This window comes from Sorangium sp. So ce590 (genome assembly GCF_051521365.1).
Classification (GTDB): domain Bacteria; phylum Myxococcota_A; class Polyangia; order Polyangiales; family Polyangiaceae; genus Sorangium.
On sequence record NZ_CP150346.1, the window covers coordinates 6,818,322 to 6,843,869 of the forward strand.

Annotated in this window: 22 protein-coding genes; 4 read left to right on the top strand and 18 right to left on the bottom strand. The window is 72.7% G+C overall.

Features of this window, described 5'->3' with window-relative positions:
- Window positions 1-9: 9 nt before the first annotated feature.
- From WMF28_RS25380 to WMF28_RS25405, 6 genes are all read right to left on the bottom strand, one after another.
- The gene (locus WMF28_RS25380; RefSeq protein ID WP_437595889.1) at window positions 10-2,946 is read right to left on the bottom strand and encodes a TonB-dependent receptor domain-containing protein; all 2,937 of its coding nucleotides are present in this window, start codon (window positions 2,944-2,946) and stop codon (window positions 10-12) included.
- Window positions 2,947-3,143: 197 nt separating this feature from the next.
- Window positions 3,144-3,575 (bottom strand): ExbD/TolR family protein, encoded by a 432-nt coding sequence (locus WMF28_RS25385; RefSeq protein WP_437595890.1) that lies wholly within the window; start codon window positions 3,573-3,575, stop codon window positions 3,144-3,146.
- 10 nt (window positions 3,576-3,585) lie between these two features.
- Window positions 3,586-4,047: an ExbD/TolR family protein gene (locus WMF28_RS25390; protein WP_437595891.1), complete on the bottom strand. Its 462-nt coding sequence runs from the start codon at window positions 4,045-4,047 to the stop codon at window positions 3,586-3,588.
- The gene (locus tag WMF28_RS25395) at window positions 3,998-4,708 is read right to left on the bottom strand and encodes a MotA/TolQ/ExbB proton channel family protein (protein ID WP_437595892.1); all 711 of its coding nucleotides are present in this window, start codon (window positions 4,706-4,708) and stop codon (window positions 3,998-4,000) included. Before WMF28_RS25395 ends, WMF28_RS25390 begins: the two co-directional genes overlap by 50 nt.
- A gap of 57 nt (window positions 4,709-4,765) precedes the next feature.
- Window positions 4,766-5,536 carry an energy transducer TonB gene (locus WMF28_RS25400; protein ID WP_437595893.1) on the bottom strand — a complete coding sequence of 257 codons (771 nt, stop codon included), beginning with the start codon at window positions 5,534-5,536 and terminating at the stop codon, window positions 4,766-4,768.
- Window positions 5,537-5,713: 177 nt separating this feature from the next.
- Window positions 5,714-6,421: a response regulator gene (locus WMF28_RS25405; RefSeq protein ID WP_437595894.1), complete on the bottom strand. Its 708-nt coding sequence runs from the start codon at window positions 6,419-6,421 to the stop codon at window positions 5,714-5,716.
- 189 nt (window positions 6,422-6,610) lie between these two features.
- On the opposite strand from WMF28_RS25405, the gene WMF28_RS25410 reads away from it, so the two are divergent.
- Complete coding sequence (locus tag WMF28_RS25410; protein ID WP_437595895.1) at window positions 6,611-7,183, top strand: serine O-acetyltransferase; 573 nt, start codon at window positions 6,611-6,613, stop codon at window positions 7,181-7,183.
- Window positions 7,184-7,224: 41 nt separating this feature from the next.
- On the opposite strand, the gene WMF28_RS25415 is transcribed toward WMF28_RS25410, so the two are convergent.
- The 10 genes from WMF28_RS25415 to WMF28_RS25460 form a co-directional block, all read right to left on the bottom strand.
- Window positions 7,225-8,463 (bottom strand): PrsW family intramembrane metalloprotease, encoded by a 1,239-nt coding sequence (locus WMF28_RS25415; protein WP_437595896.1) that lies wholly within the window; start codon window positions 8,461-8,463, stop codon window positions 7,225-7,227.
- A gap of 716 nt (window positions 8,464-9,179) precedes the next feature.
- The gene (locus WMF28_RS25420; RefSeq protein WP_437595897.1) at window positions 9,180-9,869 is read right to left on the bottom strand and encodes a LolA family protein; all 690 of its coding nucleotides are present in this window, start codon (window positions 9,867-9,869) and stop codon (window positions 9,180-9,182) included.
- Between the two features lie 258 nt (window positions 9,870-10,127).
- Window positions 10,128-10,667: a crossover junction endodeoxyribonuclease RuvC gene (gene ruvC, locus WMF28_RS25425; RefSeq protein WP_437595898.1), complete on the bottom strand. Its 540-nt coding sequence runs from the start codon at window positions 10,665-10,667 to the stop codon at window positions 10,128-10,130.
- 3 nt (window positions 10,668-10,670) lie between these two features.
- Window positions 10,671-12,179 (bottom strand): FAD-binding oxidoreductase, encoded by a 1,509-nt coding sequence (locus WMF28_RS25430; RefSeq protein ID WP_437595899.1) that lies wholly within the window; start codon window positions 12,177-12,179, stop codon window positions 10,671-10,673.
- A gap of 49 nt (window positions 12,180-12,228) precedes the next feature.
- The gene (locus WMF28_RS25435) at window positions 12,229-14,427 is read right to left on the bottom strand and encodes a hypothetical protein (protein WP_437595900.1); all 2,199 of its coding nucleotides are present in this window, start codon (window positions 14,425-14,427) and stop codon (window positions 12,229-12,231) included.
- A 41-nt stretch (window positions 14,428-14,468) separates the two neighbouring features.
- Complete coding sequence (locus WMF28_RS25440; RefSeq protein WP_437595901.1) at window positions 14,469-14,669, bottom strand: hypothetical protein; 201 nt, start codon at window positions 14,667-14,669, stop codon at window positions 14,469-14,471.
- A gap of 235 nt (window positions 14,670-14,904) precedes the next feature.
- Complete coding sequence (locus WMF28_RS25445; protein WP_437595902.1) at window positions 14,905-16,410, bottom strand: PQQ-dependent sugar dehydrogenase; 1,506 nt, start codon at window positions 16,408-16,410, stop codon at window positions 14,905-14,907.
- A 392-nt stretch (window positions 16,411-16,802) separates the two neighbouring features.
- On the bottom strand, window positions 16,803-18,344 hold the full coding sequence (locus WMF28_RS25450) for a serine/threonine-protein kinase (protein ID WP_437595904.1): 1,542 nt from the start codon (window positions 18,342-18,344) through the stop codon (window positions 16,803-16,805).
- A gap of 341 nt (window positions 18,345-18,685) precedes the next feature.
- A complete protein-coding gene (locus WMF28_RS25455; RefSeq protein WP_437595905.1) occupies window positions 18,686-19,771 on the bottom strand; it encodes a tetratricopeptide repeat protein in 1,086 nt (361 codons plus the stop codon).
- A 101-nt stretch (window positions 19,772-19,872) separates the two neighbouring features.
- Window positions 19,873-21,432, bottom strand: coding sequence for a serine/threonine-protein kinase (locus WMF28_RS25460; RefSeq protein WP_437595906.1), 1,560 nt, complete (start codon window positions 21,430-21,432; stop codon window positions 19,873-19,875).
- 244 nt (window positions 21,433-21,676) lie between these two features.
- Between WMF28_RS25460 and pdxH the strand changes: the two genes are divergently transcribed.
- Both pdxH and WMF28_RS25470 read left to right on the top strand, forming a co-directional pair.
- Window positions 21,677-22,264 (top strand): pyridoxamine 5'-phosphate oxidase, encoded by a 588-nt coding sequence (gene pdxH / locus WMF28_RS25465; RefSeq protein WP_437595907.1) that lies wholly within the window; start codon window positions 21,677-21,679, stop codon window positions 22,262-22,264.
- Between the two features lie 62 nt (window positions 22,265-22,326).
- Window positions 22,327-22,470 carry a hypothetical protein gene (locus WMF28_RS25470; protein ID WP_437595908.1) on the top strand — a complete coding sequence of 48 codons (144 nt, stop codon included), beginning with the start codon at window positions 22,327-22,329 and terminating at the stop codon, window positions 22,468-22,470.
- A 32-nt stretch (window positions 22,471-22,502) separates the two neighbouring features.
- Here WMF28_RS25470 and WMF28_RS25475 read toward each other — a convergent pair whose 3' ends face one another.
- A complete protein-coding gene (locus WMF28_RS25475; protein ID WP_437595909.1) occupies window positions 22,503-22,961 on the bottom strand; it encodes a globin domain-containing protein in 459 nt (152 codons plus the stop codon).
- 294 nt (window positions 22,962-23,255) lie between these two features.
- Here WMF28_RS25475 and WMF28_RS25480 point away from each other — a divergent pair, with 294 nt between their 5' ends.
- The gene (locus tag WMF28_RS25480) at window positions 23,256-24,851 is read left to right on the top strand and encodes a sigma 54-interacting transcriptional regulator (protein WP_437595910.1); all 1,596 of its coding nucleotides are present in this window, start codon (window positions 23,256-23,258) and stop codon (window positions 24,849-24,851) included.
- A 100-nt stretch (window positions 24,852-24,951) separates the two neighbouring features.
- Here the strand turns inward: WMF28_RS25480 and thpR are convergent, their stop codons facing one another.
- Window positions 24,952-25,539 carry an RNA 2',3'-cyclic phosphodiesterase gene (gene thpR, locus WMF28_RS25485; protein ID WP_437595911.1) on the bottom strand — a complete coding sequence of 196 codons (588 nt, stop codon included), beginning with the start codon at window positions 25,537-25,539 and terminating at the stop codon, window positions 24,952-24,954.
- Window positions 25,540-25,548: the final 9 nt, after the last annotated feature.

The following is a 25,548-nucleotide window of genomic DNA, read 5'->3' on the forward strand; positions in this document are numbered from 1 at the left end:
GGCACGCGCTCAATAGGTGTACGAGGCGCTCAGCGTCACGGTCGTTCCGGTATTGTATTGACTGACGATCTTGTCGTCGTCGTTCGCTTTGCCCTGCGTGACGCGAACCGGAGCATCGATGAGGTTCTCGCCGGCGAGCTTCAGCTCGACGTGCTCGCCGATGCGCTGGGCGACGGTCAGGTCGATCTGGTGCCGCGGCTGCTCGTACTCGTCCTCCAGCCCTTGGCTCCCCACCCTCCTGAGCCGGGCGCCGAATACGTTGTAGAGGAGCCGGGCGCTCGCTCCGGTCGACTCTCCGGTGTAGTCGAGCCCCAGGTTCACGACGAAGGGGGATTGCCCGTGGAGCGGGTGCGCCGGATTGCTCTGGATTTTGACCCCGCCCGCGCTGGCCTCCGGATCGACCGTCACCTCCGAGGTAACGAACGTGAGGTTGCCGAGCGCGGTGACCTCCCGCAGGAGCGGGGCGATGAAGCCAAGGCCCTTCCTGAGCTCGATCTCGACGCCGGCGACATGGCCCACGTCTCCGTTCACATAGGTGAGCCTGCCCCTGCCGCCGTTCGGGAGGATGACCTCCTCGATCGGCCCCTGGAAGTGCTTGTAAAACACGCTGACCGCAGCGACCTCGCCGGCCGTCGGGAAGATCTCGAAGCGGAGATCGCCGTTCACGACGCTCGTCCGCCGGAGCTCGGGATTGCCTTGCGCTTCTCTGCCGCTATAGCCCTCCTGATACAAGGTCGGGCTGAGCTCGCGGAGCTGGGGACGAGCCAGCGTCCTGGCCACGCCGAACCGGACATTCGAGTTCGAGCTCGCCTTGACGATGATGTTGACCGCGGGCAGGAGATCGATCTTGGCGCTCTCCACGTTGGTCTCGGGGTTCGCCGGAGAGTACCTGTCGAACGCCCTCAGTGACAGCGCGGAGGCCTCGATCCGGGCGCCGAGCACCGCGCGGAGCCATCGCGTCGCGGCGGCGTCGGTCATCACGTAACCCGCGTAGAGATCGTCGTTCGCCGTATAGGAGTCGGTCTCGCGCGTGATCTCCTCCAGCTCGAGCACCGCGCCGATGTTCTCGTCCGAGAACAGCCGATCCGGCTCCTGGCGCAGGAGCATCGAATCCGAGCCAGGACGCTGCTTGAACCGGAACCGGCGCGCGTTGAACCCGCGCTCTCGACGGTTGAGCAGGCCGCCCACCTTCAGCCGGGTCGGGGTGTCCCCGCGGACGAGGGGCTGGGTATAGGAGAGCTGCCCGCCGTGGCTCACGTCGCTCATGTCGCTGAAGAAGTGCGCGCCGCTCAGCGTGCCCTCGTCCCACGAGAAGGCGCCGCTCGCGTCGTCCCGGATGTAGACGGCTTCCCTCGTGTCGGGCTCGTCCGAGGTCGCGAGAGAAATCGATGCTTTCCAGTCGACGGTCCCGCCGAGGAGCGTCCCGATGCGATGCTCTCCCTGGAGCTGACCCAGGGTGAGCGATCGCGAGATGAACCGCAGCAGCGTGTCGCGAAACGCGCTGTCACCGCGGCTCGGGTTCCCGTCGGCCTGGCTGGCCAGGTCGTCCGACGAGCGGCTGTGGAGCCCGGTGAGCGTTACCTTGTGGTCCGGAGCCGGGTTGTAGGTGACGCTGGCGAAGCTGCCCCAGGACACCTGATCACGGATGCTCCCCGTCGCGATGTCGCTGGCGCGAATGGGCTCGCCGCCTCGAGGGTCGGGGTCGAAGTCGCCGAGGGCCTCGTTGGCGCGCGGAGAGAACTTCCGGCCGTAGCTCAGGGTGGCGATGTAGCCGAGGCGCTGCTCGCCGCCGAGCTTCAGCGTGTCGCCGACGACCACGCTGCCGCTCCCGTTCGGCGGAGTGAACGCCCGCGTCGTCGCCATCGACGAGTTGATCGCCCTGCCGTAAGCCGTCATCTCGTCCCTCGTGAGGGTGCCGCCGCCCGGCTTGGGGCCGAGGCGCACCAGCTTGTAATCGGGGATCTCGCCCGGCAGCGCGCGGGCGCCGCCGTCGATCCCGAGCCAGTCGGTCCCGGATCCGGCGTAGCTCATGCGATCCCGGAACGTCGCCTGGCTGTTCAGGCCGAGCGACAGCGAGGCCTGGAAGAGGAACCTGGTCGGGAGCTCGCGCGTGTTGACCTGGACCGAGCCGCCCGCGAAATCGCCGGGGATGTCGGGGGTGAACGTCTTGACGACGGTGATGTCGCTGAGGACCAGCGACGGGAAGAGATCCAGCGGGACAGCCTGCCGGTCGGGCTCGGGGCTCGGCAGCGGGGCGCCGTTCAGGAGGGCGTTCGTGTAGCGCTCGCCCAGGCCGCGCACGTACACGTATCTGCTGTCCACCACGGTCGCTCCGACGATGCGCTTCGCGGCCTCGGCGGCGTTGCGATCGGGCGTCTTCGCGATCTCCTTCGCGCCGACCGCGTCGCCCACGTGCGCCGCGTTCTTCCGGATGAGCAGCTGCGCCGCGACGCTCGCCCGCTCCGGCTCGAACTCGACCTCGATGACCTCCTCCGCCTGCTGATCCGGATCGAGGCCGACATCGATCTGGCTCACTTGCCCGGCGGTCACGCGCACGTCCTGCACGCGCCGGGGCCTGTACGCCTCGTACCAGATCCGAAGCTTGTAGCTCCCCGGCGGGAGCTCCAGGCGGTAGCGGCCGTCGAGATCCGCGATGGCCTTGAGCTTCGTCCCGACGACCGACACCTGGGCGTCGAGGAGGGGCTCCTTCGTGGCGGCGTCCGTGATGACGCCCCACACGGCGCCCTTCCCCGCCGGCGGCGGGCGCGACGGGCTCGGCTCGTCGAGGCCCCCGGCGTCCTCCGCCGCCGGGGCGCCGGCCGGGGTCCCCGCGCCTTCGGGCGGCGGCGCGGCCGCTCCAGGGTCGCCCTGGGCGAGGGCCGTGGCCCCCCAGCAAAGCGGCGCCACGAGCGCTGCGACTACCCCCGAGATCCTTCTGCGATTCATGCACCTGTCCCTTCACGCCCCGAGCTCGGGCGCGCCTGTCGATCCGATGGCTGGGCGCACCTGCGCCCGTCGATGAGGAGAGCGGAGAGCCAGCTACCCGCCGCCCTCTCCTGTGCGCCGCGCCGCGAGCGCGCCCTGGGACGTCGGCCCCGCGCGCGCCCTGTCAGCGCCGCATCGGGGCCGAGCGCCGCGCCGGCTCAGCGCCCGGTCTTCTCTGTCAGGACGGCGATCGTCTTCGCCCCGCCCATGCGCGCGGCGTCCATGGCCTCCACCGCGACCGCGTAGACGGCCTCGTCCTCCGCGTCGAAGTAAAGCACGCTGTCCGAGCGCGCCGCGAAGATGCGGGCGAGCCGCTCTCTCAGCTCGCCGCGCTGCACCTCGGCCTGGTTGATGCGGATGACGCCGCGCTGATCCACCGTGAGCACCACGGGCTTGCTGGCGTCGTCGGGGGGTGGCGCGAGCTTCGCGGTGTCGTCCTTCTTGGGCAGGTTCAGCCAGAACTGCTTCGCGAGCAGCGGCGTCACGACCATGAAGATGATGAGGAGCACGAGCACCACGTCGACGAGCGGCGTCACGTTCATGCTCGGCGCGACGCCGCCCCTCTTGCCTCCGCCCTGCGAAACGCTCATCCCCACGACGCTAGCCCTCCTCCGGCTCCGGGGAGGCCCCGCCGCCCCGCTGGCTCACCTGCAGCGAGATCCCGCCGAAGCCGACCTCCTGGCACAGCGCGAACGCCTCCCGCACGCGACCGTACTTCACGGAGGCGTCGCCCTTGATGACCACCCGGCGCTCCGGCTCCGCGGCGCGGATGGCCCGCAGCCTCTCTCCGAGCGACGGGAGGTCGGCTACGGCCTCCTTCTCCAGGAACACGGTGCCGGCGCCGGTGATCGTCACGTAGATCGGATCGAGCGCCGATCTCGACCTCCGATCGGGCTGAAACACCGCCGGGAGGTCGACCCGCTCGCCGTGCTCCATCTGGGGCGCGATCACCATGAAGATGATGAGGAGCACGAGCACCACGTCGACGAGCGGCGTGACGTTGATCTCCGGCTCAGGCGGCGGCTGCCGACCCGAACGACCGCTCTCCGCTCGAACGCCCATGCTCGTTCTCCATTTCATCGATGAGCTCACCCGCGCTGCGCTCGAGCGCGAGCTCCACCGCGGCGATGCGGGTGGTGAGGTAGTTGAAGCAAAGCACCGCCGGGATGGCGACGCCGAGCCCGAGGGCGGTGACGATGAGCGCCTCGGAGATGCCGCCGCTCACGGCGCCGAGGCCGCCCGAGCCGGTCGAGGCGATGGTCTGGAAGGCGGTGATGATGCCGATGACCGTGCCGAGCAGCCCGACGAACGGGGCCACCGAGCCCACCGTCGCCAGCACCGAGAGGCCGCGGCGCAGGTCGGCGGAGATCGCCTCGCGGCGCCGCGACACCTCGCGGCGCGCGAGCTCCACCGGGGGCACGCCGCCCTCGCCGGCGTCGACGGCGCGCTGGAACCGGCGCACCGCCGCCGCGACGAGCCGGGCGAGCGCAGAGCGCCCGTACCGGTCGGCGATCGCCGCGAGCCGCGCCGTGTCCCACGCTTCCATCACCGGCCGCGCCTCGCTCGCGAAGCGCCGGCTCTCCGAGGCTTGACGCGCCAGCGCGATGAGCCGCTCCACCACGACAGCGACGCTCGCCAGCGCCATGAGCACGAGGGCGAACGCGACGAGCTTGCTGAGGAGCCCCATGGTCGCCCAGATGTGCCCGAGATCAAACTGCATCATGGCTCTACTCCTTCACTCCTCTCGCGAGACGCCGCCTCCGCGGCCGCGCGCTCGACGTCATCTCTTCGCCTTGAAGGGGATCCTGACCGTCTTGAAGGTCGACACCGGCCTCCCCTCGTGAACCGCCGGCCGGTAGCGCCACGTCTTCACCGTCGCGAGGACCACGTCGTTGAAGAGCGGATGGCCGCGGACGATGGTGACGTTCGTGACCTCGCCCGTCTCGGTCACCACGAACCTGACGACCACGGTGGCCTCTACCCCTGCGCTCAGCGCCGCCTCGGGGACGGAAGGAAGCGCGTTGGAGAGCGCGACCGGCGGCGTCGCGTTCTCGGGGAGGTGAATCGGCCCTCTCGGCGGCGGCGGCGGCGGGGGTGGCGGCGGCGGCGGGGGCGCCGCCACGGCGGCCGTTCCCGTGCCGCCGGGGACCCCGCCGGGCACGCCGCCCGGCGCACCGCCCGGCTCTCCGTAGGTGTCGTCGTCGCTCGCCGTGGCCTGGCTCGGGTCCGCCTCCGCCGGCGCCTCGGAGGGCACCGTGGTCGGCGCGACGAGCGCCGGGCGCCGGGGCGCCGCGGGGCGAGGCGCCGGGGCCTCCGCCGCCGGCGGCGGGGGCGCCGGCGCCGCTGCGACGGGAGGCGCCTCGGGGAGCCGGGCGGCGAGCTTGACGTCGACGACCTCCTCCTCGGGCGGAGGCGGCCGGATCGCGCCGCTCAGGCGGGCGGCGGAGAGCGCGATGCCCGCGAACAGCAGGAGCCCGGCCGCGTACCCGATCGCGAGCCGCCTCGCTCGGTCAGGATCGGCCTCCCCCGCATTCCACGTCTCAAGGTGCATCGAGGCTCCCGGCGCCAGCTAGCGAAAAGACCAGAGCTCCACCCGAGCTCCAAATAAGGACGAGCGGCTTCAATGGGTTATCCCATCGTGGGATTCAACATTCGCACTGTATACCAGCTTGCGTTACGGCAGAATGGCGTGGCGGCAACGATTGTCGCGGATCGCCCGGCATCGCGATCACGCGCTGCGGCTCTCGGGCACGTCGGGCGACGCGGCGAATCGATAGCCGATACCGCGGACGGTCTGGATGTAATCGCCCGCGCGGCGCAGCTTGTCGCGCAGGCGCTTGACGTGGGTGTCCACGGTCCTCGTCGTGATGCTCACGTCGATGCCCCAGACGCCGTCGAGGAGCGCGGTGCGCGTCTGCACGCGCTCGCGCGCCTCGTACAGCGCGACGAGGAGCTTGAACTCGAGGAGCGTCAGCTCGACCTCCTCGCGATCGACCCACACGCGATGTGCGCCCTCGTCGATCCGGAGACACCCGAACTCGATGCACCGCTCCCCGTCCCCGGAGGACTTCGCGCGGCGGAGCACGGCCTGCACGCGCAGCACGAGCTCCCGCACGCTGAACGGCTTGACGACGTAATCGACGGCGCCGAGCTCGAAGCCGACAATGCGGTCGACCTCGTCCCCGCGCGCCGAGACGATCATCACGGGGATACGCTGGGTGTCGTCGCTCTGCTGGAGAGCGCGGCACACCTCGGTGCCCGAGATGTCGGGCAACATGAGATCGAGCAAGACGAGATCGGGTCGCTGGTCCAAGGCCAGCCGGACCCCCTCACCGCCCTGCCCCGAGAGGAGCACCTCATGCCCGGCTTGCCTGAGGTTGTAATCGAGCACCTTCTGGAGCGCCGGCTCGTCCTCGATGACCAAAATCCGCGACATGCTGAATAGCGCGTGTACCCGAGCGATGTGACGGGCCGATGACCGGAGGGCAACAGCGCGGTGCGCCGGCTCCTCCGGAGGAGAATGCGCCGCGGTCTCTCCTGGAGGTGGGCCCGCGCAGCAGAGGGGGTGCACGGTCGCGCGGCGAAAGCTCGCACGGTCGGGGCGAGGTGCGCTAGTCTCGCGGGGATGCTGCGGACTTTGCGACTCATCGCTGCCGACGTGCGCAAGAAGGCGACATGGTGCTACGGCAGCGACCCATTGCCGACGCTCCTGAAGACGCTGGCGACCGACGGCACGGCGGCGATGGTCCTCTACCGGTTCACGCAGGCCGCGCGAGCCCACCGGATGCCCGTGGTCGAGATGCTGCTCAACAAGGCGACCAACCTCGCCGGCGGCTGCGTCATCGGGCGGGGCGCGGACTTCGGGCCGGGCTTCGTGCTCATCCACTCGAACGGTGTCGTCATCAACGGCAACGTCCGTGGTGGCACGAACGTGCTCATCGAGCACCAGGTGACGATCGGCGCCGATCGGCGTCAGACGCCGGTGCTCGGGAGCGACCTCTTCATCGGCGCGGGCGCCAAGATCGTCGGCGGCGTCACGGTCGGCGACGGCGCCCGGATCGGCGCCAACGCCGTGGTCGTGCACGACGTCGCGCCGAACACGACGGTCGTCGGCATCCCCGCGAAGCCCGTGCAGCGGCGCGAGGACCGCCCCGCCCCCCGCCCCATCACAGACGACACAACCGGCTCACAGAGCTGACCCCCCACCGCGCGCCTGGGCTCCAGCTCCAGAGCGGCAGTCTAGCGAGGAGAGCGGGCGTGGAGCTCTTGCCGGAGCTGCGCGATCTCGTGGCGGAGCGGACCGATGAAGTCGGCGCTGATCGTCCGGTTCCGCCCCTCCAGCGCGCGCGCCGTGTGCCACTTGCTGAGCGCGAGCCGCGCGCCGGCGCGGATGAAGCTCCGCCCGGTGGCCCCGCGCCAGCCGAGGGTGCACCGGAGCCGGCCGATCGGCGAGCAGACGAGCTCGAGCTCGTCCTGGGTGAGCATGCCGAGCGCGACCTCGTCGCGCAGATGATCCCGGATCACCCAGCCCTTGCGGACGACGAGCGCCACGATGATCCCGAAGAACGACGCGACGAAGCATAGCCAGAGCAGCAGCCACGGCATGAAGAGGTCCCCCATCGCGCGCCCCAGCGCGGTCGGGAGGAAGTTCCACACCGCGTGCAGCGCGACGCCGAGCAGGTAGCCGCCGATCGGGGCCGCGACGCGCACCCAGGTCTTCGACGACTCCCGGGCCAGGCCGAAGCCGATCCCGGTCATCGACGTGAACAGCGGGTGGAGCCAGGGCGTGAACACGCCGCGCAGGACGAAGGTCCCGGCGAGCACGTCGCTGCCCTGCATCGAGGCGCGCGCGTAATAGAGCACGTTCTCCACCGCGGCGAAGCCGAGCGCGCAGAACGTGGCGTAGATGATGCCGTCGACGATGCCGTCGAACTCCCGGCGCAAGAAGTAGAAGAAGCCGAACACGCCGAGCCCCTTGAAGAGCTCCTCCGCGAACGGGGCGCTGACCGACGCGCTGACGAGCTCGCCCACCGGCTCGCCGAAGTTGCTGGAGACGCCGACGTGGACGCCGGTGTTGATCAGGATCGAGAAGCCGGTCGCCGCGAGCGCACCCCACAGGAACGCCATCAGCAGGCACCACCACGGCTCAGGATCGTACCGATCGATGACCATCGGGACGAAGAGGTAGAGGACGAGCGGCGGGAACGCGAAGAGCGCTCCGACGAGCATGGCGCTCAGCATGCTCCCCCCGGACTCGATCACGCCGAAGAGCGTGAAGATCAGGTTGAGGACCGCGCCCGCGATGATGCCGTTGGCCCACAGCCACAGCCCGGCGATGCGCCGCCGCCGATCCGGGTCGGGCCTTCGCGCTACCCGGATGACCGCAGGGTAGCCGGCGTGGGGATGCGCGGGCGCAGGGTGCGCGGCGCCGTACAGCGCGGGAGCGCCGTGCGGCGGAGCAGGGCCCTGCGCTGGCATCGGCGCACGGGCTGGCGGCCAGTAGCCCGGCGGCGCGTGCCCGTAGCCCGGAGGCGCATGCCCGTGTCCCGGAGGCGCATGCCCGTGTCCCGGAGGCGCATGCCCGTGTCCCGGAGGCGCATGCCCATGTCCCGGAGGCGCATGCCCATGTCCCGGAGGCGCATGCCCGTGTCCCGGAGGCGCATGCCCGTGTCCCGGAGGCGCATGCCCATGCTGCCCGTGCCCCTGCGGCCAGTGCGGCGGCTGTCCCGAGGAGAGCTGCCCCGCGCCGTGCGCCGGGGACCCCGAGCGAACCTGCCCGCCACCAGGCTGGGCATGCTCGCTCGGGCGCTCCGCCGGCCGGGGTTGCTGCGGCAGGCCGGGGAAATCGGGACGGCGTCCGTGGGCGTTGTTCATGGATCGAGCGCTCTCGCGAAATCCTCGTGACAGCGGGTGACCTTCAGCCGAGACGAACCGCCACCGCACACGTGGAGCCGCCAGAAGCGGCGACGATCCGAGGCGGGCAACGGCAGTCTCGGAGCTGTCGCTCACACCCGTCGGATCGAAGCATCACACGATATTTCTACCACGGCAGGGACGCGCCGGGCAGATCTCCCAGCAGCATCGGCACGTCGCGCGGCCGGCTAGGAGCGCGGGCGCCGTGACGCTCCGCTTCCTCGATCTGTGGGCAGTGGCAGCGCGGCGGGGCTCCGCGCCGGAAACATGGCGGGATGACGTCAGGGGCGGACGACGCGCGTGCCGGGAGGGGGCGTGAAGTCGAACTCGTTCTTCGCGGTCGGCTGATTGACGACCGGCGACGCGAAGTCGAACCGATTCCGGTTGCCCTGCGCGTCGAGGATCAGCACGCGCCGGACCTGGTTGGTCTGCCCGTCCACGTAGAGGAGCATCTTCTGATAGGCAGGGGTCGCCTCCTTCGGCGTCCCCTCGAGGACATAGCCGCCCTCGAACTTCATCTGCGCCGGGTCGAGCAGGCGCAGCGAGAAATCCTTCGTGAGCTGCCCCTTGCCCATCAGGAACGAGAGCGCCGCCGGGTACTGGGAGCCCTTCACCGGCGTCTCGAACATCTGCTCGTTGTCCTTCTCGTAGACCTTGATCGTGACGCCGTCGGAGACGACGCGGTTCCCGTTCGGCGCGTCGTAGACCCAGCTCATCTTGCCGGGCTTCTCGAAGATCACCTTGCCAGTGGAGACCTTCTTCACGTCCTGGACCTTGATCGTGTAGGTCTGCGTGAAGCTCGCCTTGAAGGTCTTCGTGGAGTCGTAGAACTGCTGGACGCGCCTGCCGAGCTCCTCGGCGGTAGGGCCCGCTGCCTGGGACTCGCCGGCGGTCGCGAGCACGACCGTGACAGGCGCCGTCAGCCCGATGAGGCACGCGGCGGCCAGGCGGTAAAGTGAGGTTCGCGTCATCCTTCCCGATCTCCTTTGATGTCCAGAGGCGTGTCGCCTCCGCGCTTCGTGAGACAGGGGCGCCGGTGATGCACCGCCGGTTCCCCCGGCGACCGCCGCCCTCGCTGAAGCCGGGGCGCGCCGCACGTTTTCACCTTGGACGCGGCGCGGGCGCGTCCGATGCAGGCTCCATAGCACACGGGGTGTGCGCCCGAACCGCCCGGGTCGCGCCCGGCGGATCCACGTCGAGCCCAGCCGCCGCGCCCCGCAGGCCCACGCTCAACCCGGGCGCGCCCGTCGCGGTCTGGCCCGGGACCGGACGGGCGCGCCGGACGCCGCCAGCGCGGCCGCGAAGCCCGCGGCGCTGAGGTGGGTCATCGCGATGGCGAGCGCGTCGGCCGCGTCCGGCCGCGGGGGCGCGGCGAGGCGCAGGACCGCGGTCATCACCTGCGCCACCTGCGCCTTCTCGGCCGCGCCCCGGCCGACGATGGTCCGCTTCACCAGCGCCGGCGCATACTCCGAGATCGGCACGCCGGCGCGCGCCAGCCGCAGCAGCACGACCCCGCGCGCGTGGCCGAGCTTCGCCGCGCTCTGCGCGTCCTTCGCGAAGAACAGGCTCTCCACCGCCGCCGCGTCGGGCGCGTGCGCGGCGATCACCTTGCCGAGCTCGTCGTCGATCTCCACCAGCCGGCCGGCGAACGTCCCGGTCGTGTCGACGTCGATGACGCCATGCGCGATGTGCTCGATGCGCGTGCCCTGCCGCACGAGCAGGCCCCAGCCCAGGTGGCGCGAGCCGGGATCGATGCCGAGGACCCGCATCGACTAGCAAGCCCCGTGCGACGGCGCCGCGACGTGGGTCGGGAAGCCCGGCGCGCGCTCGGTCCCCCCGTCGCGCTCGCCCCGCTCGACCGCGGTGAGCGCGCGCCGCGGGAAGATCTTGTGCGGGTTGAGCAGGCCCTTCGGGTCGAAGACCGCCTTGATCCGGCGCTCGAGCGCGATGAGCTCCGGCGACTGCTCGAGCGCGAGGAACTCGGCCTTCGACGTCCCGATGCCGTGCTCGCCGCTCAGCGTGCCGCGCATGCCGATCACCGCGTGAAACAGGCGCGACAGCGCGATCTCCACCTGGGGGACGAGCTCCGGATCGTTCCAGAGCAGGTTGACGTGGAGGTTGCCGTCCCCGGCGTGGCCGTACGTCAGCATGCGGACGCCGGTCGCCGCCGAGATCTCCGCGACCTCGTCGAGCAGCGCCGGGATCTTGTTGCGCGGGACCACGACGTCCTCGGAGATCTTGTAGCGCGCCATGGCGCGCGTCGTGGGCGAGAGCTGGCGGCGCGCCTCCCAGAGCCGGTCGCGCTGCGCCTTGTCCTGCGCGACGAGGACGTCGAGCGCCCCGGCGTCCATGCAGACCTCCCCCACCCGCTCGGTCTGGACCTCGCAGTCCGCGGGCTCGCCGTCGACCTCGATGATCAGCATCGCGCCCGAGCGCTCGTCGACCCCGACGCCGCGCGCCCGGACCGCGTCGAGCGTCGAGCGGTCGAGCAGCTCGAGGCAGCGCGGCACGACGCCGGCCGCGACGAGGGCGCTCACGGCGCGCCCGCTCGCGTGCACGTCCGGGAACAGGCAGAGCAGCGTCATGACCGACGGGGGCTTCGCGATCAGCCGGAGCGTCGCCTCGGTCGTGATCGCCAGCGTGCCCTCGCTGCCGACGAGCAGCGCCGTGACGTCGTAGCCCGTCACGCCCTTCACCGTGCGCCGGCCGGTGCGGAGGCGCGTGCCGTCGATGAGGATCGCCTCGAGGCCGAGCACGTACTCGCGCGTGACGCCGTACTTGAAGGCGCGCGGGCCGCCGGCGTTCTCGGCGATGTTGCCGCCGAGCGCGCACATCTTGAGCGAGTTCGGATCGGGCGGGTAGAAGAGCCCCTCGGCCTCCACGGCCGCGTGCAGGTCGGCGAGGATGACGCCCGGCTCGACGACCGCGACCTGCTCCTCGCGGCTGATCTCCTTGATGGAGCTCATGCCGATGGTGGCGATGACGATGCCGCCCGCCACAGGCACCGCGCCGCCCGACTTGCCGCTGCCGGCGGCGCGCGGCACGACCGGCACCTCCGCCTCGCTCGCCGCTCGCACCGCCTTCTCGATGTCGGCCGCCGAGGACGCGAGCACGACCGCATCCGGGCTCACCGGCGGCTGATCCGACTCGTCCCCCGCGTAGGCGGCGCATCCCTCGGCCGACGTGATGACCTTCGAGGGGCCGAGCGCGCGCTCGAGGAGCCGGCGCGCCTTGTCGATGGCCGCCGCCGACGGGCGCGGGAACGTGGGGTGAAGTCGCATCTCGCCTATTTACCGCGGATCGCGCGGCGACGCTGCGGGATCCGCGCGGTCAGAGTAGATCGAGGAAGGCGAGCAGCGCCTCGATCGCCCCGGCGTCCAGCGCGCCGAGGTCCTCGCCCGCGGGGGCGCCGTCGTGAAAGAAGGCCCCCGACGCGGCGGCGGCGCTCGGCCCGCCGTCGGCGGCGGCGCGGCCGCCCGTGTCACCGAAGCGCGCCCGCTCGAGCACCTCCCGCAGGCTCTTCGCCGAGCCGTTCGTGAAGTACGGCCGCTTCTTGTAGAGCCGCCGGAGCGACGGCACCCGCGCGCCATCCTCGTGCACGTACGGCACGACGCCGGTCTTCTCGTACCCGGCCCGGCCCCACACGATCGCCCCCTCGGGCGCGAGCACGAGCTCCTCCCAGCGCTCGAACGGCGCCGCGGAGCCGGGATCGTCGCTGCGGAGCACGGGCGCGTGGCAGCGCGCGCAGCGATCCCGGAACACCCGGGCGCCCTCGCGCTCGAGCGGGGTGAAGCGCGAGCGGCCGAGGGCGGCGGGGTTCGCGCGGTGCGAGAACGCCATGAGAAAGCTCATGAGCGCGCGGCGGAGCGCCTCGGGCGGCAGCCCGGCGCGCGCGGCGTCGGCCAGCCCGAGATCGACGAGCCACGGGGCGTCGGCGGCGGAGAGGGGGAACCACGGGTCGTGGCCGCTCAGCGCGCCGGCGACGCGGAACTCGTTGTCCGCCACCGCGGTGAGATCCGGATCGAGGGCGCGGGAGAAGTGGGGGCGGTTGTTGAACAGGCCGAGCAGCGGCTTGGTCGTGGCGCGCACGTCGCCGCGGCCCGTGTGGTGCGTGCGGCCGTCGACGTAGCCCTCGAAGTGGCACGTCTCGCACGTGAACCGGCTGAGCGGCCCGTCGGTCCGGTTCCAGGGCGCCATCAGCGACGTGAAGAAGAGCGCCTCTCCGAGGCGGAGCTCCTCGGAGCGAGCGTCCTCGCCGCCGTCCTGGACCGGCCGCTTCGAGACGCTGCCCTCGTCGCCCGCGTCGAGCAGCCACGCGTCGAGCAGGGGGTTCGCATAGGCGAAGGCGCCGCCGCCGAGCGCGACCATGCCGGCGACGCCGGGGGCGAGCGGGCGGGTGGAGACCTCCGGCGCGGCCGAGAGGCCGGCGTCCGTCGCGCGGAAGAGGAGCTCGGCCCGGCGGTCGCCGCCGTAGCCGGTCGCGACCACGCGCACGCCGGCCGCGCCCGGGAGCGCCGAGAGCGCGATCGCCTTCGGGGTGAGCACGCCGAGCTCCGAGACGTTCACGGCCGAGAGGCGCGCCGCCTCGGGCCGGGCGCCGGTGGTGACGCGGTAGAGGAAGACGAACGAGTCGATGTAGCCGAACGAGCCGCCGGTCCGGTCGAGCGGGCGATCCTCGACCCCGCCCGCGGCGAGCAGGAGCCCGCCCCCGGCGTCGGCCGTCTCGAGCGCGTCGAAGCTCCAGATCGGGCCGTCGTGGCGGATGCGCGCCGCGCCGCCCGGAAGCGGGCGGCCGTCGGCGCCGACCGGGAGCACGACGAGCGTGTGGTCGAGGAGGCAGTCGACGATCAGGTGGCGCGCGAGGCGCACGACGCGGAACGGGCCGGCGCCGATCGGCTCGTCCCAGCGCTCGACCTCGAGGCGCCCGTCCGCGCGGGCGGGACCAGGGCGCAGCGTGAGGAGCGCGCCGGCGCGCTCGTCGAGCGCATAGAGGACGCCCTCGGGGCCGGCCGCGACGTCACGGACGCCGTGGAGTCCCGCGAGCTCGATGCGCCCCGCGGGCTCGAGCGAGGCGCCGCGCACGACGTAGCGGAAGAGGACGGGCGACGCCTCGCCGCTCGCGAAGATCTCGCCGGACGGCATGACCGCGACCCCCGTCGGCGAGGCCGGCGCGGGGGCCCGGGAGAGCTCGCGCAGCGACGCGTCGAGCAGGACGAGCGCGTCGCGGCCGCGGAGCGGCGAGAGCAGCGCGGGCGCGCCCGGCGCGGCGGGGCGACCCCGCGGATCCACGGGGCGAAGCGCGATCGGATCGGGCCCGAGCAGCCGGTCGGAGCTGGGCAGGCGGGAGAAGTCGGTCGCGGCGCGCCGGGACGCCTCGAAGCGCCGCAGCGGATCGAGCGGGTCGGGGCCGCCGCCGCCGGGGGCAGGCGCCACGGAGCCGGGGCCGCCGCCGGGGGCAGGCCCCGCGGGGCGGCCGTCGCAGGCCGCGGCGGCGAGGCCGAGCGAGAGCGCGAGGCGGAGCGCGGCCATGCGCCGATGCCACGGGGCAGCGGGCCGAGCCGCCGCGCCGATCACCAGCCGCCGGTGCTCGCCGGCTTGGCGGTCTCGGCCGGCGCCGTCTGCGCGGGCTCGGCCGCCTTGGGCGCGGGCTTCACCGGCTCGGCCGTGGTCGCGGCCTTCGCCGGCTCGGGCGTCGCCTGCTGGTGCTTGTCCTCGCAGCCGATGAGACACACGGCGCCGAGCGCCACAAGCACGGTCAAGACATTCTTCATGGGGCTCCTCCTGAATGAGCGGCGCAAGCGAAGCACATTCGCTGGGCGCTCGGAAGGGGGGCGCTGCGCCCGCGGCGAGCGGACGCGGCACGACGGTTGCTGCGGCAATGGAGGGTTGCTGCGGTGATGCGAAGCGGACGCGCATCGACGCGCGCGCCGGGATGTGCGCGCACAGGCGGGCGCGCGCTGGAGGCAGGGCGCGAGGCGCCGGCTATCCGGCGCCCTGCGCGCTCGCTCACGTCCCGGGGACGATCTTCACGAGGCTGTTGCGGTTCGCCACGAAGTAGAGCTCGCCGGCGTTGTCCTCGACGATCGCGGTGAGCGCCTGGAACGCCGGCAGGCCGCCCTGGCGCGTGAACGCCGGAGCGTTGGGCGTGTTCGGATCGGGGTTCTTGTTGAGGAGCGTGAGGGGCGACGTCTTGTCCCCGCACTGGACGAGCGCGCCCATGCGCGCTCCGGTGTAGTCGCCGAACAGGTACACACCCTTGAGCTGCGGCACCTCGCTGCCCCGGTACACGAAGCCGCCGATGACCGATACGTAATCGCGGAACGGCCCCGTCGCGCTCCGCCGCCGGTCCATGTCGACGATGGGCCGCGTGTGCGTCGTGCCCTCACGCAGGTTGCGTCCGGGGCAGGTATCCGCGTGGTCGCCCTCGTGCTTCGCCCAGCCGAAGTTCAGCCCCGACACGCCCGCGGGAGCGAAGTCGACCTCCTCGTAATCATTCTGGCCGACGTCGCCGATGTAGAGGTCGCCCGTCGCGCGATCGAAGCCGAAGCGCCACGGATTGCGCATGCCGTAATGCCAGGTCCGCGCGCCGTCGCCCGGGAAGGGATTTCCGGCCGCGGCGTACGGCGCGGGAGCGTTCGGATCGAGGCGCAGGATCTTGCCGAACGGCGAGCTCGGGTCCTGCGGTGTCCCGGGCTTGTCGCTGTTGCAGGAACCGCCTCCGTCGCCCGTGCCGACGTAGAGCATGCCGTCGGGCCCGAACGCGATATGGCCGCCGTTGTGGTTCACCATGGAGCTGTCGAGCTGCAGGATCGTCTTCGTGGGCGTCGGGTTGGCCACGTAAGGGTCGTCGGAGCGCTGGTACTCGAGCACCGTGTCGCGGTTCATGCTCGCGCCCGCGGTCGGCGTCATCATGATGTAGAACTTGCCGCTCGTCGCGTAGTCGGGCGGAAACGCGATGGTGAAGAGCCCGCGCTCGTCGTCGAACGAACCGCTGAGGAGCTGGATGTCTTTGCTCACGTCGAGGAAGACCGCCGGCCGCAGCGCGCCGCCCGTGAACACGCGGATCTGCCCGGTCTGCTGCACGAGGTACCAGTCGCTCGATCCCTTCGGCTGAGCGGCGTAAACCATCTTGTCCAGGCCGGTGACGACGGGAGCGAGCGCCAGCTTCCCGACGTCGGGAGCGGCGCTGGCGTCGCACGCCGGCGGCTCGCCGCCGCCCGCGCCGCCCTGTCCCGTGGTGCTCCCGGTCGTCGACGTGCTGCCGCCTGCACCACCGGAACCGCTCCCGGCCCCCGTCCCGCTCCCGGCCCCCGTCCCGCTCCCGGCCCCCGTCCCGCTCCCGGCCCCCGTCCCCGCCGTCCCGGTGGAGCCCTGGCTCCCCGGGTCGGACGTTGTGTCGCCGGAGCTGGTCGCCCCGTCATCGCTGCATGCGCCGGCGCCCAGCGCGAGACACGCGCTGCCAACCAGCGAGAGGGACATCCAGAAAGCCAAGGTCGTTCGCTGCTTTGTCATGGGACGCATTCTACCTGACAGGCGCCGTGGCGCCCACATGATCTATTGCCCGGGCGAAAGAGCCAGGTCTGCAGTCGCAGAGGCCATGGCCCGCGGGCGCCAAGGCAGCCGATAGGCCCGCTCGGCCGCTCGCCGCCGTTCGTCGCTGTCGAATGGCATGGTCTTGCCCATGGAGTCAATCGGGGCATTCAGGTGGAATGCGCCTGACACGCGCCGAGGCGCTCCGGCGATGCACCCGATGTCTCTCCAAGGCAGACATTTGAAACAGAGCGGTAGCCACGAATCCCGTTTGGAGGTCGGGCCAAGCTATATTCCCGCTCAGCATCCTTCTGATCATCGCCTGCACGGATCCCCACCGGCGAGGCCTACCGCCGAGGCTCAACGGACGTCAGTCATCGCGGATCAGAGAAGAGGTCTTGTGGAGGGGGCGGCGGGCGCCGAGGCAGCGGCTGCGCAGGCCGCACCGGCGGCCGTACGACCGGCGCGGGAGCGCTCGCCGGCCGCGCCGTGGGCTCGCTCGCCGGCGGCAGCGCACGCGAAGCCCCGGGCGCGCCTGGCGCCGGCGCGGGGCCGCCGTCGAGCAGCTCCGGGAGCTTGCCGGTCTCGGGCCCGGGCAGCGTCACGGGCGCGGCCTCGCCGTGCCGCGGCGTCTCCGGCGACAGGGAGGCGCCGAGCTCCGTGCCCGGCGCCGAAGGGCGGAGCGCGACCCACCCGAAGCCCGCGCCGACAAGGAGCGCCGCGGCGAGGCCCGCCGCGATCCCGAACGTGCGCGCCCCGGTGCGACCAAGGCTCGCGGAGGCGCGTGCGCCGCCCCAGGAGCGATCCGCGGCCGCGCCGTCGGCCACGAGCGCCGCGGGCGCGCCGGACCACGCGGAGATGGCCGGCACGCCGGGGCCGCCCGAGCTGCCGCCGGGCTGCGGCGGCGCGCTGGCGGGCCCGGGCGCCGTGGAGAGCGGGCGCCGCGGCGACGCGAGCTCGCGGCGCCCCTCCGCGCCGCCCTCGGCGAGCCCGTCGAGGCGGATCCGCAGCACGCGCGCCGCCCGCTCGGCCAGGTGCTGCGCGTGCGGCGGCGCGAACCGGGCGAGCTCCGCCGCGAGCGCGGCGATGTTGCCGAATCGCTCGGCAGGATTCCTCTGGAGGCAGCGGTGCACCGCCCATTCGAGGCGCTCGGGCACGTCGGCGCGCAGACCGCGGAGCGGCGGCGGCCCCTCCAGGATGCGGTCGTAGATCTCCATCACCGACTCGCCATGGAAGGGCGTGGCCCCCGTGAGCAGCTGTACCAGGATCGCGCCCATCGACCAGACGTCGGCGCGCGCATCGACCGTCTTCGAGGAGACCATCTGCTCGGGCGCCATGTAGAGCGGAGAGCCCAGCATCGTCGATGTCTGCGTCATGTCGGACACCTCGGGCGCCGTCGTCTCCGCCGCCAGGGCCATCTTGGAGATGCCGAAATCGATCACCTTGATCAGCGGGCTGCCGTCCGCCCGTTGGCTCAGGAACAGATTGCCCGGCTTCAGATCCCGATGGATGATCCCGAGCGCGTGCGCCTCCGCCAGCGCCTCGCACGCCTGCAGCAGGTAGTCGCACGCGAGCTCCACCGGCAGCGGCCCGCGGTCGCGCAGCAGCGCCTTGAGGTCGATCCCCTCAAGATACTCCATCACGAGGTACGGCTCGCCCCCGGCGAGCTTGCCGACGTCGTACACGCGCGTCACGTGCTCGCTCCGGATGCGCGCCGCGGCCTGACCCTCCCGCAGGAAGCGGGCCACGAGCTCCGGGCGCGACAGCGCCTGCGGCAGCAGGAACTTGATGGCCACCCGCTCGCCGAGCAGGAGATGGCGGGCGGCGACCACCACGCCCATCCCGCCTTCTCCAAGGACGCGCTCGACCTGGTATTTCTCCGCGAGGACGTCCCCCTCGCTGACCGGTGCGCCCATGCATGTCCTCGCCTTCGTGCTCGAAATTATCAAACTGGCGAGGGCGTCACAACTCAGGCGTTCCCGAATGCCTCGCCGTCCACAGCGACGTTGACGCCCGACTGGACCTCTTCCCCGCCGATGAGACGGCTTTACCGGGGTGAGCACGCCCGACGAAGCGCATGACTGGACCGCCGGCGCCGCCGCCCCCCTCACCGGGGCCGCCGCTCCTCCGGCGCCGCCGCCCGCAGCGCCGGAGCCGATCGGAGCGGCTCACCCGGCTCGATGCCGAAGATCGCATTGCAGCCCGCGAGCACAATCACGGCCACGAAGCTGCCACTCCGGCTCGGCTCGCGCTCCGCTCAGAAAGTGCCCGCGATCCACGCGCTCCCGGGGCCGAGGCCGACGCGCGCGCGAAAGGGAGCGTGGCCCGCTCGCCCGCGCCCACCCGCGGATGCCGTCCCGGCGTCGGGCGCAGAGGGCGCGGTGATCCAGAGGACCGCCCCCCCGACCGCGAGGACCGCTCCCCCGATGAACACAACCGTCCCGATGTTGCCCGTCCTGACCGCGTCGCCGCGGAGATCGAGGCCCGTCTGATCGATGCAGCGGCCCTCCTCGTCGCAGTGGCCGCCCTCGGTGGCCTCGTCGAAGGTCGACTTGGCCATGAAGCCGAGCACCGTGCCGACGCCGAGCCCGACCGCGCCGAGCCCGACCCCCACCATGCCGATCGGCCTGCGGATGCTCCCGCCCTGCGGCGGCGAGGCGGTCACCGGCGGACGGGCCGGAGGCGGCGACGCGACCGTCACGCTCGACGTGGCGCTCGATCTCGCGGCGGAGTCCGGCTCGGCCGCGCGCTCGAGCGCGGGCACGGTGACGCTCACCACGCCCGGCTTGTCGATCACGACCTTCGTCTCCCAGGGCTCGTGCCCGGGCGCCGCGGCGGCGATCCGATGCTCGCCGGGGTCGAGCGGCACCGCCGTCCCCCAGAGCGCCCGCCCCAGGGCGATGCCGTCCCGCGTGAGCTCCAGCCCGGAGAGCGCCGCCTCCTTCGGGACCACGATCTGCAGGCGCGAGACGCGCGGCTCGAGCGCGGCGGCCCGGGCGCGCGCCACCCGCTCGCGCTCCGCCTGCCCGGCCGACAGCGAGGCGGCCGCGACGTCGCGGAAGCCGATCCACGCCGTCGCGATCCGGCCCGTGCGCTCGTAGCAGTCGGAGAGGTTGAAGAGGGTGCCGATGCCCGGGTCGATCTGATGGCTCTCGGCGAGCTTCGGGCAGGCCTCGGCGTGCTTGCCCGCGGCCATCAGCGCGCGCCCCTCGTCGAACAGCGCGACCGCGGCGGCGCGCTCCTCCCGGGTGGGCTCCGCGGCGCGCGCGGCCGGCGCGAGCGCCGTGAGCGCGACGAGCGTCGACAGGAGCGCGAACGCCCGACGGCGCGCGCCCCCGATCAACGGTGCGCTGGAGGCCGCCGCACGGTAGCCAGCCTCAGGACAGGAGCTCGAGTGACGACGATGGCAAAGCAAGACGGGACCTCTCTTCAGCTCACGTGATGTCATCGTGGATCGGAAAACAGGTCTCGCGGGCGGGACGACGTGGGCCGAGGCGGCGGCGAGGGCCGCCCGGGCGGCCGCGTCCCCTTCGCTGACACGGCCGGCTGGGGCGCCGCGGACCCGCTCGCCGCCGGCTCCGCCGTCCCGAGCGCGCTGACGACCACGGTCGCGCTCGCCCCCGGTCGCGCCACAAGGCCGCCGTCGGGGAGCTCGGCGAGCCCGCCGGCCGTGGGATCCGCCGCAGGCGCCGCCGCGTCGCGCGACGGCGTCTCCGGCGACGCCGAGGGCGCCGGCGCCCCGAGCGCGACGTCCGGCGCGGGGGGGCGGAGCGCGAACCACGCGAGCCCCGCAGCGCCCAGGAGCGCCGCGGCGAGGCCCGCCACGATCCCGAGGGCGCGCGCCCTGGTGCGACCGCTGCCCGACGAAGCGCGTGTGCCGCCCCAGGAGCGATCCGTGGCCGCGCCGTCCGTCAGGACCGCCGTGGGTGCGCCGCCCCACGCCGCGCCGGCCGGGGCACCCCGGCCGCCCGAGCTGCCGCCGGGCTGCGGCGGCGCGCTGGCGGGCCCGGGCGCCGTGGAGAGCGGGCGCCGCGGCGACGCGAGCTCGCGGCGCCCCTCCGCGCCGCCCTCGGCGAGCCCGTCGAGGCGGATCCGCAGCACGCGCGCGGCCCGCTCGGCCAGGTGCTGCGCGTGCGGCGGCGCGAACCGGGCGAGCTCCGCGGCGAGCTCGGCGATGTTGCCGAATCGCTCGGCAGGATTCCTCTGGAGGCAGCGGTGCACCGCCCATTCGAGGCGCTCGGGCACGTCGGCGCGCAGACCGCGGAGCTGCGGTGGCCCCTCCAGGATGCGGTCGTAGATCTCCATCACCGACTCGCCATGGAAGGGCGTGGCGCCCGTGAGCAGCTGAACCAGGATCGCGCCCATCGACCAGACGTCGGCGCGCGCATCGACCGTCTTCGAGGAGACCATCTGCTCGGGCGCCATGTAAAGCGGAGAGCCCAGCATCGTCGATGTCTGCGTCATGTCGGACACCTCGGGCGCCGTCGTCTCCGCCGCCAGGGCCATCTTGGAGATGCCGAAATCGATCACCTTGATCAGCGGGCTGCCGTCCGCCCGCTGGCTCAGGAACAGATTGCCCGGCTTCAGATCCCGATGGATGATCCCGAGCGCGTGCGCCTCCGCCAGCGCCTCGCACGCCTGCAGCAGGTAGTCGCACGCGAGCTCCACCGGCAGCGGCCCGCGGTCGCGCAGCAGCGCCTTGAGGTCGATCCCCTCAAGATACTCCATCACGAGGTACGGCTCGCCCCCGGCGAGCTTGCCGACGTCGTACACGCGCGTCACGTGCTCGCTCCGGATGCGCGCCGCGGCCTGACCCTCCCGCAGGAAGCGGGCCACGAGCTCCGGGCGCGACAGCGCCTGCGGCAGCAGGAACTTGATGGCCACCCGCTCGCCGAGCAGGAGATGGCGGGCGGCGACCACCACGCCCATCCCGCCTTCTCCAAGGACGCGCTCGACCTGGTATTTCTCCGCGAGGACGTCCCCCTCGCTGACCGGTGCGCCCATGCATGTCCTCGCTCTGCGTCTTCGCTAGTATCAAAACGGAGAGTGCGCGACAACGCGAGCTTTCCCGGAAACCCGGAAGGAAGAGCCTCCACGCCCTCCTCGCCGCGAGGGCGCGCGCATCGCCGCCGAGAGAACGCGCGCCCCTTGTGTCCTCGCCGCCTCGACAGGGCGCGCGCAGGGCCAAGGGCTCGTTCGGGTTCGCCAGGCGCGCTCGCTGCCTGTATATGCATGCCGCAATTTCACCATGACCAACGAGCCGACCGACCCCTTCGCCCTCGCGCGCGAGCTCCTGGAGCAGCGGCAAACCACTGAACCGACCGACGCGACCGCCATGACGCTGGCCACGGCGGATGCGTCCGGGCGCCCCTCGGCGCGGATGGTGCTGCTGAAGGGCATCGACGAGCGCGGATTCGTGTTCTTCACCAACCACGAGAGCCGCAAGGCGCTGGAGCTCACGGCGAACCCGTTCGCCGCGCTGTGCATCCACTGGGCGAAGGCGGCCGAGCAGGTCCGCGTCGAGGGCAGCATCGAGCGGATCAGCGACGCAGAGTCGGACGCCTACTTCGAGACCCGCCCGCGGGGCAGCCAGATCGGCGCGTGGGCGTCGCGGCAGAGCGCGCCGCTGCCCTCGCGCGAGGAGCTCGTCGCGCGGGTGCGCGAGATCGAGGCCCGCTTCGAGGGACGGCCGGTGCCCCGGCCGGCGTTCTGGGGCGGCTACCGCGTGGTGCCGGAGCGCATCGAGTTCTGGCGCGGCCAGGAGAGCCGCCTGCACGACCGCGTGCTCTACCTCCGCGACGGCGACCGCTGGCGCGTCGAGCGGCTCTACCCCTGAGCGGCGCGGTGGTCGATCGCGCGCGCCGTCACGCTCCGTGACGTGCGCGCGCGGGAGGAGCCATGAAGTCGAAGGCCGACTATTTCTATTTCGAGGCGAAGACGAAGCGCGAGCGCATCAGCGTCGCCGTCGCCCTGGTTCCGCGTGCCAGCGATCCCTGGCGCGCGGAGAGGCGAGCGCGACGCGCGCGCCAAATCATAATATAGCGAATTCGTTGATACTTTGCCGAATCGGCGCGCTAGCCGCCGACCTGCGCCGCGGACACCGACGCGTCGGGTCGGCCGGCGCAGTACGTCTTCGCTCCGCGCTGCATGAGCGAGGCGATCGCGCCGAGCGCGTCCGTCCAGGCCTGCTGGTGCTCGGGGGTCCAGTCGGCGGCGGCGACCTCGGCCATCGCCGAGATCAGCGCGTCGGCGACCCAGGGGTACATCGCGTCCGTGACGCCGTAGTCGACGTGCTTGGCCCCCATCGCCATGAGCTTCTCCTCGAGCCAGGACGCGTCTTCCAGCCGGTCGATGACCGCGGCGAGCGCCTCCGTGAGCATCTTCTCCTGTTGGTCCTGGCTGTTGCGCCCGAAGAGCGGCTTCACCTGCGGATACCGCGAGAACAGGATGCCGTAGAAACGGTGTGTGAGGTTGGGCTCCCTCTCGATCACAAGCTCGAAGCTCTCCCGCAGCAGGCCCACGTTCAATCCCATGACAACCCTCCGAGCCGGGCGCGGTGCCCGCGCGCCAGCCGTTTTCTTCGCCATCCAGCTCCCCCGCCGGCGCACAGGACATCGCACGGGCCGTGCCATGAGCGTCTCTCCCGCAGATCGCGCCGATCCCGCCCGCCCGGCGCGCGCCGCGTCGGGCGACGGTTTCCTCCAGGAAACCAGGCCCGCGACCGCGCGCGGCAGCTCCGGCGACGCCGCGCCCGCAAGGCGCCGAGCCGCGCTTGCGCCGCCGGCCCCCAGGGTGTCTCCTGCGGTGGTTTCCGGAAGGAAACCGCCGTGGCATCCGTCTCCTCGAGGAACCCCGTGACCCTGATCGACGCCGTGCTCAGCCTGTCCGAAGCGCCCGTCCGCGACGAGGCGCTGCAGCGGATCCTGCGCGCGCTCGCGCAGGTGACGGCGGCAGACGCGCTCTCGGTGCTCACGGCCGCAGAGGACGGGTCGGTCGGCGTCGCCGCGCAGATCGGGCTGTCGCCGGCCGCCCTCGGGATCAGCTTCCGGCCCGCGGAGCACCCGCGGCTCCGCAGGGCGGCCCTCGCGGCCGGGCCGATCCGGTTCCTCGACCCGAGCGAGCCGGACCCCTACAGCGGCTGGCTGCTCGGCAGCGCCGGCGAGATCAACCCGATCCACGCCTGCATGGCGGTCCCGCTCCACGTGCAGGGCCGCCTCGCGGGGCTGCTCACGCTCGACGCCTGCGATCCCCACGGCCTCCGCGGCCTGCGCGACGAGGACGCGCGCGTGTTCGCGGGGCTCTGCGCCGGCGCGCTGCGGCTCGACGCCGGCCCCGCGCCGGCCCTCGCCACGGAGGCGGGCCTCGCGCTCAGCGGCGCGTCCGGGGGCCCGGCGCTGCCCGGCAGGTCGGCCGCGATGCAGCGGATCGAGCGCGAGATCGCGATGCTCGCCCCGCTGCCCGGGCCGGTGCTCATCACGGGCGAGACGGGCGTGGGCAAGGAGCTCGTCGCCCGCGCGCTGCACGAGCGGTCGCCCCGGGCGGGGCGGGCCCTCGTGATCGTCAACTGCGCGGCGATACCGGCCCAGCTCGTCGAGTCGGAGCTCTTCGGCCACAGGAAAGGCGCCTTCACCGGCGCCACGGCGGCGCGCGCCGGCCGGTTCGAGGCGGCGCACGGCGGGACGCTCTTCCTCGACGAGATCGGCGAGCTCCCGCTCCCGGCGCAGGCGCAGCTCCTGCGCGCGCTGCAGGAGGGGGAGATCCAGCCCGTGGGCGAGGACCGGGCGCGCCGCGTCGAGGTGCGGGTCGTCGCGGCCACGAACCGCGATCTCCGGCGGGAGGTCGCGGAGGGTCGCTTCCGCGCCGATCTGTTCCACCGGCTCTGGGTCTACCCGATCTGCGTGCCGCCCTTGCGCGAGCGGCGCGAGGACATCCCGGCGCTCTCGGAGCGCTTCGCCGCGGAGGTCGCGGCCGAGCTCGGCGCGGAGCGCGTGGACTTCACCGGGCCGGCGCTGCTCGCGCTCACGCAGGGCGCCTTTCCAGGCAACGTCCGCGAGCTGAAGAACACCGTGCAGCGCGCCGCGCTGCGCCGGACGATCGCGGAGGGCAAGAGCGCCGCCGGCAGGCAGCTCGTGCTGCGGCGCGAGGACATCGATCCCGTCGTCGGCGACGCGCCGGAGCGCCCCGGCGCGCTGCTTGTCGAGCCCGCCGGAGCGCCGCTGTGGCTCGGGGACGCGCCGCCGGAGGAGCCGGTGGAGCCGCTGGTCGAGGCGCTGGAGAGGGCGCGTCGCGAGGCGTTCGCGCGCGCCTTCCGGGCCGCCGGCGGCAACGCGGCGACGGCGGGCCGGCTGCTCGGGCTGAGCCGCTCGTTCGCCTACAAGGAGGCGGTGCGCCTCGGGCTCATCCCCGCCCCGCGCAAGCGCTGACGAGCTCGCGGAGGCGGCGCGCCTCGGGCCCGGGCCGGCGCCCGGGCCGCGCGCGCGCCGAGGAGCTCGAGAGCGACGCTGTCGCCTCGACGGGCGAAGCTCAGCGCCCCTGCTCCGGGGCGCCGATCCCCTCCAGCGGTACGCGCGCGAGCGCCGTGTAGCGCGCGCCCTTCGGGGTCATCTCGCTCTGGTAGACGATGATCTCCTCGATCCTCGTCTCGCCGAAGTCGACGTTGCCGACCGCCTGAGCGCACGCGTCGAGCGCCGGATCGCCGCGCGGGTCGCGCGACCGGGCGAGGGTGAGGTGCGGCGCGAACGGCCGGTCCTCCGGCACATAGCCCGTCGACATCGAGAGCGTCTGCTCCAGGTCGCGGTGGATCGCGGTGAGGGCGCCGACCGCGCCGCCCACGCCGAGCCAGAGCACGCGCGGGCGGCGCCGCGTACCGAACGCGCCGCCCTTCTCGATGCTCAACTTGAGCGGCCTGTGGAAGGCGGCGACGCTCCCGGCCGCCGCGATGACGAGCGGCAGGCGCTCCTCTCCGATCTCGCCCATGAAGGCGAGCGTGATATGCAACCCGGCAGGCTCCACCCACTTGGCGGACGGGGCCCGGGGCGAGATCTCCCGCAGGAGCTCTCCGACCTTGGCGAGGAGCTCGGCTCCTGGATCAACAGCGACGAAGACACGCACAGCTCACCT

Coding starts and splice junctions, on each gene's coding strand:
- WMF28_RS25405 (WP_437595894.1), bottom strand. CDS start 6,421: ATGTCGCGGATTTTGGTCATCGAGGACGAGCCGGCGCTCCAGAAGGTG.
- WMF28_RS25390 (WP_437595891.1), bottom strand. CDS start 4,047: ATGGGCGTTCGAGCGGAGAGCGGTCGTTCGGGTCGGCAGCCGCCGCCT.
- WMF28_RS25380 (WP_437595889.1), bottom strand. CDS start 2,946: ATGAATCGCAGAAGGATCTCGGGGGTAGTCGCAGCGCTCGTGGCGCCG.
- WMF28_RS25415 (WP_437595896.1), bottom strand. CDS start 8,463: ATGCCAGCGCAGGGCCCTGCTCCGCCGCACGGCGCTCCCGCGCTGTAC.
- ruvC (WP_437595898.1), bottom strand. CDS start 10,667: ATGCGGGTCCTCGGCATCGATCCCGGCTCGCGCCACCTGGGCTGGGGC.
- WMF28_RS25475 (WP_437595909.1), bottom strand. CDS start 22,961: ATGGGATTGAACGTGGGCCTGCTGCGGGAGAGCTTCGAGCTTGTGATC.
- WMF28_RS25430 (WP_437595899.1), bottom strand. CDS start 12,179: ATGCGACTTCACCCCACGTTCCCGCGCCCGTCGGCGGCGGCCATCGAC.
- WMF28_RS25470 (WP_437595908.1), top strand. CDS start 22,327: ATGAAGTCGAAGGCCGACTATTTCTATTTCGAGGCGAAGACGAAGCGC.
- WMF28_RS25435 (WP_437595900.1), bottom strand. CDS start 14,427: ATGGCCGCGCTCCGCCTCGCGCTCTCGCTCGGCCTCGCCGCCGCGGCC.
- WMF28_RS25450 (WP_437595904.1), bottom strand. CDS start 18,344: ATGGGCGCACCGGTCAGCGAGGGGGACGTCCTCGCGGAGAAATACCAG.
- pdxH (WP_437595907.1), top strand. CDS start 21,677: ATGACCAACGAGCCGACCGACCCCTTCGCCCTCGCGCGCGAGCTCCTG.
- WMF28_RS25420 (WP_437595897.1), bottom strand. CDS start 9,869: ATGACGCGAACCTCACTTTACCGCCTGGCCGCCGCGTGCCTCATCGGG.
- WMF28_RS25445 (WP_437595902.1), bottom strand. CDS start 16,410: ATGACAAAGCAGCGAACGACCTTGGCTTTCTGGATGTCCCTCTCGCTG.
- WMF28_RS25410 (WP_437595895.1), top strand. CDS start 6,611: ATGCTGCGGACTTTGCGACTCATCGCTGCCGACGTGCGCAAGAAGGCG.
- WMF28_RS25400 (WP_437595893.1), bottom strand. CDS start 5,536: ATGCACCTTGAGACGTGGAATGCGGGGGAGGCCGATCCTGACCGAGCG.
- WMF28_RS25385 (WP_437595890.1), bottom strand. CDS start 3,575: ATGAGCGTTTCGCAGGGCGGAGGCAAGAGGGGCGGCGTCGCGCCGAGC.
- WMF28_RS25440 (WP_437595901.1), bottom strand. CDS start 14,669: ATGAAGAATGTCTTGACCGTGCTTGTGGCGCTCGGCGCCGTGTGTCTC.
- WMF28_RS25395 (WP_437595892.1), bottom strand. CDS start 4,708: ATGATGCAGTTTGATCTCGGGCACATCTGGGCGACCATGGGGCTCCTC.
- WMF28_RS25460 (WP_437595906.1), bottom strand. CDS start 21,432: ATGGGCGCACCGGTCAGCGAGGGGGACGTCCTCGCGGAGAAATACCAG.